Here is a 12,991-nt window from a genome sequence, read left to right on the forward strand (position 1 = left end):
TGCCAATGATAGAATTATTATACAAATAACTTTGTGACATTAGCCCTGAAATTTCCATGGATAAAACTTCCCTTGATGGCTTGCCCATTCCACAGCGTTACGGCGCAATTCTGACAATTATTATTGGCATCGCCATGGCCGTGCTGGACGGTGCAATTGCAAACGTTGCTCTACCGACCATTGCCCGGGATCTCAATGCTTCCGCTGCCAGTTCAATCTGGATTGTGAATGCCTATCAAATTGCGATCGTCGTTTCACTACTGACCCTTTCATTCCTTGGCGATATGTTTGGTTATCGCCGGGTTTATCAATGCGGCCTGGTGCTCTTTACGCTTACCTCGCTATTTTGCGCGCTTTCCGACTCGTTATTGACCTTGACACTAGCGCGTGTTGCGCAGGGCTTTGGCGGTGCCGCGCTGATGAGCGTTAATACTGCGCTCATTCGGCTGATTTACCCCTATCGAAGCCTGGGACGCGGCATGGGCATTAACTCGTTCGTTGTCGCCGTATCATCTGCAGCAGGGCCGACCATTGCAGCGGCCATTCTTTCTGTTGCTTCCTGGCAATGGTTATTCCTGATCAATGTACCGCTGGGTATTCTCGCCTTGCTGCTGGCAATAAAATATTTACCTCCCAATGCGGCACGCAGTGCAAAACCTAAATTCGACCTGCCCAGCGCAGTGATGAACGCGCTGACATTCGGCCTGTTAATCACTGCTCTTAGCAGCTTCGCACAGGGGCAATCCACGGTGTTAGTGTTGGTGGAGTTGGCCGCATTGTTGCTGATTGGCTCACTTTTTATTCGCCGACAGTTGAAATTACCGGTGCCCTTATTACCAGTAGATTTGCTGCGGATCCCGCTTTTTTCTTTGTCGATTGGCACTTCGGTCTGTTCATTTTGCGCACAGATGCTGGCACTGGTTTCCCTGCCCTTCTTTTTGCAGACGGTGCTTGGGCGCAGTGAAGTGGAAACAGGTTTGCTGTTAACGCCCTGGCCGCTGGCGACAATGGTAATGGCTCCGCTGGCAGGATATCTGATTGAGCGCGTTCATGCCGGGCTTCTGGGTGGGTTAGGAATGGTCATGATGGCGGGCGGGTTATTTGCACTGGCGTTGCTACCATCGGCACCGGCTGATACTGATATCATCTGGCGAATGGCATTATGCGGTGCAGGTTTCGGTCTGTTTCAGTCGCCCAACAACCACACTATTATCACTGCAGCGCCACGACAGCGCAGCGGTGGTGCCAGCGGCATGCTGGGTACGGCGAGGTTGCTGGGACAAAGCGCCGGAGCTGCGCTGGTAGCGTTGATGTTTAATCTTTTTGAAACACATGGGACGCATATCTCGTTGCTACTGGCAGGAACACTCGCCACGATCGCCGCCGTAATCAGCAGTCTACGTATTACACAGCCGCGCGCCAGTGAGTAAAGAATCGCTTGTATAGCACATCGTCGAAGGAATTAACGCCCTGCCCGTTCGGTAAGCTTTAAATCCGGATGCTGTAGGGCAAAACTCAATCTAGTGCTTACCGCATCCACAGAACGTGGTTTTAGCTGGGCAATAAAAAACGCGTCATTTGACGCGTTTTTTATTGCCCAGCTAACCTGTTATTTCAGATATTCGCCAGAACGCAATGCTTCAATACGTTTATCCAGCGGCGGGTGAGTCATGAACAGTTCACTCAGCGATTTTGACTTACCGTTGATACAGAAAGCCATCATGCTGCTTGCTTCCTGCGGTTCATAACTGGTTTTCAAACGCTGGAGGGCAGCAATCATCTTCTCACGGCCAACCAATTTTGCAGATCCGGCATCGGCATGGAATTCGCGGTAACGCGAGAACCACATGGTGATAATGCTCGCCAGAATACCAAACACCAGCTCCAGCACGGTTGCAACAGCGAAGTAGATCAGCGGGTTGCCGTTAGTTTCTTCGCCATCATCACGGTTGCCACTGAGGAAACCTGACGCTATTTGCGCAATGATACGTGAAATGAAGATAACAAAGGTGTTCACGATACCCTGGATCAGCGTCATGGTGACCATGTCGCCATTTGCGATGTGGCTGATTTCATGGGCGATAACGGCTTCGGCCTCATCGCGGCTCATGTTTTGCAGCAGGCCGGTGCTGACAGCAACCAGCGAAGCATCACGGCGCGCACCGGTTGCGAAGGCATTGATATCCGGCGCATGGTAAATAGCCACCTGCGGCATCGCGATACCCGCCTGGCGAGACTGCCGGGCAACGGTGTCAATCAGCCAGCGCTCCATATCGTTACGTGGCTGTTCAATCACTTCACCACCGACAGATTTCAGCGCCATCCATTTCGACATCAACAGCGAAATGAACGAGCCGCCAAAACCAAACAGCAGCGCCATAATTAACAAGCCCTGAACGCTGCTCGACTGAATGCCCGTCAGGCTAAGCACCAGACCGAACACCAACATGACGGCCAGGTTAGTCAACAGGAAGAGCGCGATTCGCATCATAATTTTCTTTTAACCTCGACTTAACAAAACGCACTATGCGATTACCCACATCGTATGGGCATAGCGGTTATTTTCAAGCATCCGAGCGGCGTAAGTCACGAGAAAAACACAACTTTACATTTTGTAGTACATTGCTTACGCCAGAGAGGAGTTGTTAAAAAAAACAGGCACAATTTCTTGTGCCTGTTTTATTTTACTTGGCGGGAGCGGGCTGTTCCGCTGGTTGATCTTTTTCCAGATGCGCCAGATCCAGGGCAATATGAACCGTTTCATCGAGATACGGATCGGGCTCCTGATAATCCTTTGGCAAATCATCCAGTTTTTTCAGTAACGGTTTGCCTTCGCGTTTGAAGCGATCGTTGAGACGAGAGAGACGAATGGCATCATCTTCCGCATTCTCTTTCTCACGCTGCGCCAGGTTAAGAGAAACGATGTTACGTTTATCTTTCAACGCATCGAAACGCGCAATGTCTTTCATGATGTACTGGAACTCAGGATCTTTGGCGATCCGTTCCTCATGATCTTTGAGCAGCTCCGCGCCAAACGGTTTTAAATCGCCAGACTTGACGAACGTAGCCGCGTTAATGCTGTCCCACGGCAGTGCGTTGTCTTCAAATTTTTCACCGGTTTCAGTAACCTGCGTGCCCGTTGGCATAATAATGTCCGGCGTTACACCTTTACGCTGCGTGCTCCCACCGTTAACACGATAGAATTTCTGAATGGTGTACTGCACCGATCCCAGCGACGGCCACTCAGGACGAAGCATCTGATCGTAAATACGGTTGAGCGAGCGATATTGCTGAACAGTACCTTTACCAAACGTCGGTTCGCCGACGATCAGCGCGCGACCATAGTCCTGCATTGCAGCCGCAAAGATTTCTGATGCAGAGGCGCTAAAGCGGTCAACCAGCACCACCAGCGGGCCTTTATAATAGACCACGCCGTCGGTATCGCTGTCTTCACGCACTTTACCGTTGTTATCACGAACCTGTACTACCGGGCCGGACGGAATAAACAGACCGGAGAGCGATACCGCTTCCGTCAGCGCGCCGCCGCCGTTAGTACGCAGGTCGATAACCACGCTGCTAACATTTTGTTTTTCAAGTTTTTGCAACTGGACTTTGACATCGTCAGTCAGACCAACGTAGAAACCAGGGATGTCGAGAACGCCAACTTTTTCTTTGCCGACGCTCTTCACTGACATTTTCACGGCGCGATCTTCGAGACGAATCCGTTCACGCGTCAGGGTAACAATACGCGTTTTGGTGCCCTTACCCGCCGGCAGGATTTCAAGGCGCACTTTACTACCTTTTGGTCCTTTAATCAGCGCAACCACATCGTCAAGACGCCAGCCGATAACATCAACCATGTTCTGGCCAGTTTGACCTACACCTACGATGCGATCGCCAACGCTGATAGCTTTGCTTTTCGCCGCCGGGCCGCCCGCGACCATAGAGTTGATCACGGTATAGTCGTCATCTCCCTGCAACACCGCGCCAATCCCCTCAAGAGACAGGCTCATTTCGGTGTTAAATTGCTCGGTATTACGTGGAGAAAGGTAGTTGGTATGCGGGTCAATTTCACGCGCAAAAGAGGTCATTGCTAACGAGAACACGTCTTCGCTATTGGTTTGCGCCAAACGGCGAATCGCAAACTTATAACGACGCGTCAGCGTGTCGCGGATCTCTTTCTCGTCTTTTCTGGTCAGCTTCAGGCTAAGCTCATCGTACTTAACTTTGCCGTCCCACAGCGCATTCAGTTCCGCTTCATCTTTTGGCCATGGCGCTTTGCTACGGTCAAGGTTAAAGGTGTCATTGCCGGAAAAATCCATTGGGCGCTCAAGCACCTTCAGCGCGTACTGGTAGCGCTCAAAACGACGTTTCTGCGCCAGGTTGTACAGGTCGTAAAATACGTCCAGTTTACCGCTGCGCAGTTCGTCGCCAATCAGGCTTTTTTTCTGGGAGAACTGTTCAACATCGCTCGCCAACAGCACATTGTGGCTGTAGTCGAGCAGATTGAGATAACGATTGAAAATCTTCGCCGAAAAAGCGGCATCTAAATCAAACTGACGGTAGTGAGAGCGGGTGAAACGCGAGGTAACGCGTTCGCTCACCGTCGCGTGCTGGGTCTCTTCCTTTAATACCGGAATTTGATCGGCACGGGTAATATCTTCCACAGCCAGAGCGTGGCCTGTTACGAATAACAGACCAGCCAATGCTGTGCGCTTAAACAAAGTGTTCATGCCAGGCCAGGCCTCCGTTTCAGAACATTAAATGTTCTGCGCGTACAATCATCGACATACCCGAGCTAAGCTGTACGCGAACGCCATCTTTAGTGATTTCCAGCACCGTGGCGTCCATCGCATTATTCCCTGCTTTCACCTTCAGGTTTTGCCCAACGCTCAGCACAGATAAATCTGAAACTGGTGTATGGCGCTCTTCCTGCTGAGGTGCACGCTGGGTTTTCGCGACAGGTTTGTCAGTACGAGGTTTGCGTTCAGCGCCCTCTTTACGACGCGGAGCCGGGCGAGCTTTGCGCTCACGGCGCGGCGTCTCTTCTTGACCTGCGGCAGCAGCGGCTTCTCGTTTTTTAGCTTGCTGTTCAGCACGTTGTGCCTGAACGCGCGCTTTGGCTTCTTCAAGCTGTTTGCGGGCATGTTCTACGTGTTGCTCATCCAGCACGCCACACGCGTTGCCATCGAGATCCACACGCGCCGCACCCGCTTTGATACCGTAGAGGTAACGCCAGCTTGAAGTATAAAGACGTAAAGCGGAACGAAGTTGGGTTTTGCTGAGATTCATCTCACCCTCAACACGCTCGACGAGATCCTGAAAAATACCGATTTTCAGGGGGCGTGCTTCGCCTTCAGCACTGAAACAGTGTGGGAAACGTTCGGCCAAAAAAGCGATAACTTCTTTACTGCTATTCAACTTAGGTTGATTTTCCATGAAATTTCCTGATTACAACGGACGTTGCCAACAAGCGCAGGCATGAACAGGCGTCATTATAATGACGCTATCGGTAAATGCTACGTTATCCGTTGATTATCCTGCGACGGGTGCAAAGATTTTTTGATAATCGGTCGCCGCAAGAACGTTTTCAAGATGCGAAACCAGTTCGCGCAGCCCCTGTTCATCCTCGGCGGTGAAGCGAGAAAAGACGACGCTGTCGATATCCAGCACGCCAATAATCTGATTATTTACCGTTACCGGCAGTACGATTTCAGAATTACTTGCCGCATCACAGGCAATATGACCATCGAACTGATGCACATCATCCACACGCTGTACGCGATTTTGCGCAACCGCAGTGCCGCAAACTCCTCGCCCAACTGGAATGCGCACACAGGCAATTTTGCCCTGGAACGGCCCTAACACCAGCGTATCCACTTCCAGAAGATAAAAACCGGCCCAGTTCACCCCATCAAGGCGTTCAAATAACAGCGCACTGGTATTCGCGAGCGTCGCTAAAAAACTGGTTTCACCTGCCATTAACGCCTGAAAATCGCGGTTTAAATCCGCGTAAAATTCTGTTTTGTTCATTATCCAACCACTTTGGTGTCTTACTTCGAAAAACTGCTTAGCCTATTAAAATAAGCATTAAATGCGTTGATGCTCAAGATGTTCCATTCATGAGTTAAGATAGATGCATCTAAACATTTTCTGATACCCGCAATGGCACTAAAGATACAACAAATTACGCCGGGGAAAAAAATCGCCGTTCATCGCGTGGGTGAAGCACTGCCACGCGCACATTACCAGCGCTGCCCCCAGTGCGATACGCTTTTTGCGTTACCGGTTATGAAATCGCACCAAAGTGCATTTTGCCCCAGTTGTGATGCGAAAGTTCGTGACGGACGGGACTGGTCATTAACGCGCCTCGGTGCGATGGCGGTGACTATGATCCTCTTGATGCCCTTCGCCTGGGGTGAACCGCTGCTACATCTTTATTTACTCGGTGTTCGTATTGACGCCAATTTGTTGCAGGGTATCTGGCAAATGACCGCCCAAGGCTCGCCGATCACCGGCGCGATGGTGCTGTTTTGCACCGTTGGCGCGCCGCTGGTGCTGGTTACCGCTATCGCCTATTTATGGCTTGGCAACATCCTCGGCATGAACCTGCGCCCGGTGTTGTTAATGCTGGAAAAACTGAAAGAGTGGGTGATGCTGGATATCTATCTGGTTGGCGTTGGCGTCGCCTCAATTAAAGTGCAGGACTATGCCTACATCCAACCGGGTATCGGGTTGTTTGCGTTTGTCGCACTCGTGATTTTAAGCGTAATGACGCTCATCCATTTGAACGTTGAACAGCTGTGGGAGCGCTTTTATCCGCAACGCCCGGCGAGACGCCCCGATCCCAAGTTACTGATCTGTCTGGGTTGCCATTTTACCGGTTATCCGGACGTTCGCGGTCGCTGCCCTCGCTGCCACATTCCATTAACGCATCGTCGTAAACAGAGTTTGCAGAAATGCTGGGCATCACTTCTCGCATCATTGATCTTTCTGTTTCCGGCAAACCTGCTCCCAATCTCCGTTATTTACGTCAACGGCACACGACAAGAAGATACGATTATGTCGGGGATAATTTCGCTGGCGCACAGCAATGTTGCCGTGGCGGGTGTGGTGTTTATCGCCAGTATTCTGGTGCCGTTTACCAAAGTGATCGTGCTGTTTACACTGCTTCTTAGTATCCATTTCAAATTTGAACAGGGGTTACGCACTCGTATTTTACTTTTGCGCTTTGTGACCTGGATTGGGCGTTGGTCGATGCTCGATCTGTTTGTCATTTCATTAATGATGTCACTGATTAACCGCGACCAACTCCTCGCTTTTACTATGGGACCCGCTGCGTTTTATTTCGGTGCAGCGGTAATTTTGACTATTCTTGCTGTGGAATGGCTGGACAGCCGCTTACTTTGGGATGCACATGAGTCAGGAAACCCCCGCTTCGCCGACTGAAGCGCGTATTAAAACAAAACGGCGCATTTCGCCTTTCTGGTTGCTCCCGGTCATCGCCCTGCTCATTGCGGGCTGGCTTATCTGGAGCAGTTATGAAGATCGCGGCAACACCATCACGATTGATTTTATGTCCGCCGATGGCATTGTTGCAGGGCGTACCCCTGTCCGCTATCAGGGCGTTGAAGTCGGCACGGTGCAGGACATCCGCCTGAGCGAAGATCTGAAGAAAATCGAAGTCCGCGTCAGCATCAAATCCAACATGAAAGACGCCTTGCGCAGTGAAACTCAGTTCTGGCTGGTTACGCCGAAAGCGTCGCTGGCGGGCGTTTCAGGGCTCGATGCGCTGGTAGGCGGTAACTATATTGGCATGATGCCAGGCAAAGGCGAACCGCAGGAGCACTTCACCGCGCTGGATACGCAACCGAAATATCGCCTGAACAACGGCGAATTAATGATCCATCTTCATGCTCCGGACTTAGGGGCGCTGAACAGCGGTTCACTGGTCTACTTCCGTAAAATCCCGGTCGGGCGCGTGTATGACTATTCGATCAACACCAATAAACAGGGCGTCACCATTGATGTACTGATCGAGCGCCGTTTCACCAATCTGGTGAAAAAAGGCAGCCGTTTCTGGAACGTTTCCGGCGTGAAAGCCGATGTCGGCTTGAGCGGTGCCAAAGTCGAACTTGAAAGTCTGGCGGCACTGGTCAACGGTGCAATCGCGTTTGACTCACCTGAAGCCTCGCAACCCGCCGCCCAGGACGACGAATATGGCTTATACGAAGACCTGGCGCACAGCCAGCGCGGCGTACTGGTGAAACTCGATTTGCCGGGCGGCCAGGGATTAAAAGCCGGTTCAACACCGCTGATGTATCAGGGGCTGGAAGTGGGGCAACTGACTAAAATTAACCTCAACCCTGGCGGCGCTGTCAGCGGCGAATTAACGGTTGATCCGAGTGTGGTGAACCTGTTGCGCGATAATACGCGCATCGAAATGCACAATCCCAAAATTTCACTGAGCAATACCAATCTCAGCTCCCTGCTGACCGGCAGCACGCTGGAGCTGGTGCCGGGTGAAGGTCAACCGCGTAATCAGTTTGTTGTCCTGCCGGCGGACAAAAACCTGTTGCAGGAAACTGGTGTGGTAACCCTGACACTCACCGCACCGGAAAGCTACGGTATTGACGCCGGACAACCGCTGGTGCTCCATGGCGTGCAGGTCGGCCAGGTGCTGGAGCGCAACCTGACGAGCCAGGGCGTTACGTTTGCTGTCGCTATTGATCCGCAGTATCGCGATTTAGTGCACGGCGACAGTAAGTTCGTCGTCAACAGCCGTGTTGATGTCAAAGTAGGACTGGATGGCGTTGAGTTCCTCGCCGCCAGCGCTAATGAGTGGCTCAGCGGCGGCATCCGCATTCTGCCTGGTGCCAAAGGCGAGATGAAAAACAGTTACCCTCTGTTCGCCAATCTCGATAAGGCTCTCGAAAACAGCCTGAGCGACCTGCCAACCACCACGCTGACGCTGACGGCGGACACGCTACCGGACGTTCAGGCCGGTTCAGTGGTGCTGTACCGCAAGTTTGAAGTCGGCGAAGTGATTACCGTGCGTCCGCGCGCGAATGCGTTTGATATTGAACTGCATATCAAACCGGAATACCGCAACTTACTGACCAGCAATAGCGTTTTCTGGGCTGAAGGTGGCGCGAAAGTACAACTGAACGGTAGCGGCCTTACCGTGCAGGCCGCCCCGCTCTCGCGCGCCATCAAGGGCGCTATCAGTTTCGATAACCTTAGCGGTGCCAGTGGACGTGTGCGCAAAGGCGATAAACGCGTACTTTATGCTTCAGAAACCGCGGCTCGCGCGGTCGGCGGGCAGATTACATTACATGCATTTGACGCCGGAAAAATGGCGGCGGGCATGCCTATTCGTTATCTGGGAATCGATATCGGGCAAATTCAGGATTTGCAACTGATTACTGATAAGAACGAAGTCCAGGCGAGCGCCGTGCTGTATCCGGAATATGTCCAGACGTTTGCCCGCGCCGGGTCACGCTTCTCGGTGATCACCCCGCAAATCTCCGCTGCGGGTGTCGAACACCTCGATACCTTGTTGCAACCCTATATCAATGTAGAGCCGGGCCGCGGCGACGCGCGGCGCGACTTTGAAATTTCAGAAGCCACCATTACCGATTCCCGCTACCTCGATGGTCTGAATATCGTTGTCGAAGCGCCGGAAGCGGGTTCGATTAACATCGGCACCCCGGTGTTATTCCGCGGTATCGAAGTTGGCACCGTTACCGGCATGATGCTGGGAACGCTTTCCGATCGCGTGATGATTGGCATGCGGATCAGTAAACGCTATCAGCACCTGGTACGGAATAACTCGGTGTTCTGGCTCGCTTCCGGTTACTCGCTGGACTTTGGTCTGGTTGGCGGTGTGGTGAAAACAGGGACTTTCAACCAGTTTATCCGCGGTGGTATCGCCTTCGCTACACCGCCGGAAACACCACTGGCGCCGAAAGCGCAACCGGGTAAACACTTCCTGCTGCTCGAAAGCGAACCCAAAGAGTGGCGCCAGTGGGGCACCGCCCTGCCGCGTTAAGCCTGCAGGCTCCGGCGTGCTTGCGCCGGAGCCTTTGTGTTACACTGCGCGCCTGTTTTTACTCCTGTGGTACGCCCCGTGGCTCAAAACGCTGTCTATCTTCCGGATGAATTTCTGGCGCAAATGCGTCAAGCTATGCCGGAACATCTCTCGTTCGATGAATTTATTGCTGCCTGTCAACGCCCACTGCGGCGCAGTATCCGCGTCAATACGCTGAAAATTGCCGTTAACGACTTTCTGGAACTGGTCGCGCCTTATGGCTGGCAATTAACGCCGGTACCGTGGTGTGCGGAAGGTTTCTGGATCGAGCGCGATGATGAAGACACATTGCCACTGGGCAGCACCGCAGAGCACCTGAGCGGCCTGTTTTATATTCAGGAAGCCAGTTCAATGTTGCCCGTAGCAGCGCTTTTTGCCGACGAAGAAATGCCGCAGCGGGTGATAGATGTCGCCGCAGCCCCCGGTTCTAAAACCACGCAGATTGCCGCACGGATGGGCAACAAGGGCGCGATCCTCGCAAATGAATTTTCCGCCAGCCGCGTAAAAGTATTGCATGCCAACATCAGTCGCAACGGCATCAGCAACGTGGCGCTGACCCATTTTGACGGACGCGTATTCGGTCCGGCATTACCAGAAATGTTCGATGCCGTTTTGCTTGATGCGCCCTGCTCAGGCGAAGGCGTGGTACGTAAAGATGCTGACGCGCTAAAAAACTGGTCTGTTGCCAGTAACCTTGAGATTGCCGCCACCCAACGCGAGTTGATCGACAGCGCATTCCACGCCTTAAAACCCGGGGGAACCCTGGTTTACTCAACCTGCACCCTTAATCGTGACGAAAACGAAGCGATCTGCCACTGGCTGCAGGCTAAATACCCGCATGCTGTCCAATTTTTGCCGCTCGGTGAACTGTTCCCGCAAGCCAGCCAGGCGCTCACCGCAGAAGGTTTTCTGCATGTGTTCCCGCAGATTTACGACTGTGAAGGTTTTTTTGTCGCCCGCCTGCGCAAAACCGCCGCGATAGCGCCGTTGCCCGCGCCGACTTACAAGGTCGGTAATTTTCCCTTTACCCCGCTGAAACCCAAAGACGCCGCGCAGGTGGCAGCAGCAGCTGCGCAGGTTGGTCTTCAATGGAGCGACGAGCTGCATTTATGGCAGCGGGATAAAGAGATTTGGCTGTTCCCGGCGCAGATCGAGCCACTGATTGGCAAAGTCCGTTTTTCGCGTATTGGTATTCGTCTTGCTGAGACCTATAACAAAGGGTATCGCTGGCAGCATGAGGCCGTTATTGCTCTCGCCGGTCTTAATAATCCGCTGGCGTTTGCGCTGACGCTCGCGGAGGCGGAAGAGTGGTATCGCGGGCGCGATATTTACCCGCAAAATCCTCCCAAAAATGATGAAGTGATTGTCACTTTCCAGGGCCAGCCTCTGGGGCTTGCCAAAAAAATTGGTTCACGTCTGAAAAACAGTTATCCCCGTGAACTGGTACGTGATGGGCGATTGTTCGCCGGTAATGCGTGACAGTGCGCTAAAAAAACGCATTTTTTGACTGGCGACTTGCTCATTGTTGTACCAGGCTGAAATGTGGGTGACCTTACTGGTCATACCACATTTTTTGACGATCAACGGAGAGCATTATGACGAAAACCAGCGTGCGTATTGGCGCATTTGAAATCGATGATGCCGAGTTGCAGGGAGATAATCAGGGCGAGCGAACGTTACGCATTCCCTGCAGTTCTGACCCGGATTTATGTATGCAGCTTGATGCCTGGGACGCGGATACCAGCATTCCCGCGATCCTGAATGGCGAACACTCGGTGCTTTATCGCGAACATTACGATCAGAAATCTGATACCTGGGTTATGCGTCTTGCCTGACCCAAAGGGAACCCGTCCGCAAGACGGGTTATTTACCTGCCTGATTTCCCCTGCCCTCATTCATCCCCTACACTTATCGTTACGTTGTACAGCGCTGAGGATGGAATGTTCGCTCTGGTTTTATTTGTTTGCTACCTGGACGGTGGATGCGATGACATCGTGGTCGATGTCTATAACACGGAACAGCAGTGTCTCATCGCAATGAACGATCAGCGAATGCGCCACGGCGGCTGTTTTCCGGTAGAAGAGTTTATCGATGGTTTCTGGCACCCGGCTAACGAGTTCAGCGATTTCTGATCACTGAAGCTGTACCAGCGTCAGTTCGCCGCCAAAAACCGCCCCGGTATCGATATAGTGCTGATTGTGTCCATCAAAACGCTGCTTAAGCGGAGTATGGCCAAACCAGAAATGATCGGCCCCCGCGATGCGATTGCCTTTACCGGCTAAAAGCTGGTTAAGCCGGTCGCGCCGCCAGAGCACGGATTCACTGTCCACCTCCTGTTCCCACAGATACTCCTCTGCCGGGTAGTCTGCATGGGCAATCACATTCACCTCCTCCCTGCAGCGCAACTCCATAATGTATGGCAATTCAGCGCAAGTACGCAGTGCTTCGAGCGCCTGTTGCTGCTGTGCTTCATCAAGTGTGCTAAACCAGGTGCCGCCATTAAGCTGCCACATCGCCATCTCGCCGTAACGCAGCGCGTCGATAGCCATCTGTTCATGATTGCCACGCACGGTACGAAACCAGGATTTGTTGAGTAATTCAAGGCATTGCAGGCTCTGCGGACCACGATCGATTAGATCCCCGACGCAGATGAGTAAATCCTGATAGGGATCAAAGTGGCGTTCCCGTAAGGCTTGCATTAAACGCTGGTGGCAACCGTGTAGATCGCCGACAATCCAAATATGTCGCCAGTGAATGCCTTCAATACGCTGATACATATTCACCCCCCCCTCTCACCAGTATAGGAAAATCCTACTTAAATAAGAGAGAATTGTTTTTGTATCTATTTATAAATAGAACTTAAACAGAACGGAAATAAAGCTGGCAGCAAGGTTAATTTGT

General features: G+C 52.3%; 11 protein-coding genes. 6 read left to right on the plus strand and 5 right to left on the minus strand.

Translation table 11 applies throughout. The features are described from left to right. Window positions 1-56: 56 nt before the first annotated feature. Window positions 57-1,430, plus strand: coding sequence for an MFS transporter (locus H650_RS04100; protein WP_020454092.1), 1,374 nt, complete (start codon window positions 57-59; stop codon window positions 1,428-1,430). 179 nt (window positions 1,431-1,609) lie between these two features. Here H650_RS04100 and htpX read toward each other — a convergent pair whose 3' ends face one another. From htpX to msrC, 4 genes are all read right to left on the minus strand, one after another. Further along, window positions 1,610-2,491, minus strand: a complete 882-nt coding sequence (gene htpX / locus H650_RS04105) for a protease HtpX (RefSeq protein WP_044489388.1) — start codon at window positions 2,489-2,491, stop codon at window positions 1,610-1,612. 193 nt (window positions 2,492-2,684) lie between these two features. Continuing rightward, window positions 2,685-4,733, minus strand: a complete 2,049-nt coding sequence (gene prc, locus H650_RS04110; RefSeq protein WP_020454094.1) for a carboxy terminal-processing peptidase — start codon at window positions 4,731-4,733, stop codon at window positions 2,685-2,687. 19 nt (window positions 4,734-4,752) lie between these two features. After that, complete coding sequence (proQ, locus tag H650_RS04115; protein WP_020454095.1) at window positions 4,753-5,439, minus strand: RNA chaperone ProQ; 687 nt, start codon at window positions 5,437-5,439, stop codon at window positions 4,753-4,755. Window positions 5,440-5,535: 96 nt separating this feature from the next. Continuing rightward, window positions 5,536-6,033: a free L-methionine (R)-S-oxide reductase MsrC gene (gene msrC / locus H650_RS04120; RefSeq protein WP_020454096.1), complete on the minus strand. Its 498-nt coding sequence runs from the start codon at window positions 6,031-6,033 to the stop codon at window positions 5,536-5,538. Window positions 6,034-6,165: 132 nt separating this feature from the next. Between msrC and yebS the strand changes: the two genes are divergently transcribed. The 5 genes from yebS to H650_RS04145 all read left to right on the plus strand — a co-directional run bounded on the left by yebS (window position 6,166) and on the right by H650_RS04145 (window position 12,222). Continuing rightward, window positions 6,166-7,449, plus strand: a complete 1,284-nt coding sequence (gene yebS, locus H650_RS04125) for a membrane integrity lipid transport subunit YebS (protein ID WP_044489390.1) — start codon at window positions 6,166-6,168, stop codon at window positions 7,447-7,449. After that, window positions 7,418-10,051 (plus strand): PqiB family protein, encoded by a 2,634-nt coding sequence (locus H650_RS04130; protein ID WP_020454098.1) that lies wholly within the window; start codon window positions 7,418-7,420, stop codon window positions 10,049-10,051. The genes yebS and H650_RS04130 overlap by 32 nt, the downstream gene beginning before the upstream one ends. Before the next feature lie 78 nt (window positions 10,052-10,129). Continuing rightward, window positions 10,130-11,569 (plus strand): 16S rRNA (cytosine(1407)-C(5))-methyltransferase RsmF, encoded by a 1,440-nt coding sequence (rsmF, locus tag H650_RS04135; protein ID WP_110093668.1) that lies wholly within the window; start codon window positions 10,130-10,132, stop codon window positions 11,567-11,569. A gap of 116 nt (window positions 11,570-11,685) precedes the next feature. Beyond that, entirely contained in the window at window positions 11,686-11,925 is a 240-nt protein-coding gene (locus tag H650_RS04140; RefSeq protein WP_017456958.1) for a YebV family protein, read from the plus strand. A 105-nt stretch (window positions 11,926-12,030) separates the two neighbouring features. Continuing rightward, a complete protein-coding gene (locus tag H650_RS04145; protein ID WP_017456957.1) occupies window positions 12,031-12,222 on the plus strand; it encodes a YdfD/YebW family protein in 192 nt (63 codons plus the stop codon). Here the strand turns inward: H650_RS04145 and pphA are convergent, their stop codons facing one another. Beyond that, window positions 12,223-12,867 (minus strand): protein-serine/threonine phosphatase, encoded by a 645-nt coding sequence (gene pphA, locus H650_RS04150; protein ID WP_020454100.1) that lies wholly within the window; start codon window positions 12,865-12,867, stop codon window positions 12,223-12,225. Window positions 12,868-12,991: the final 124 nt, after the last annotated feature.

The organism is Enterobacter sp. R4-368 (assembly GCF_000410515.1).
In the GTDB taxonomy this organism is placed as follows: Bacteria; Pseudomonadota; Gammaproteobacteria; order Enterobacterales; family Enterobacteriaceae; genus Kosakonia.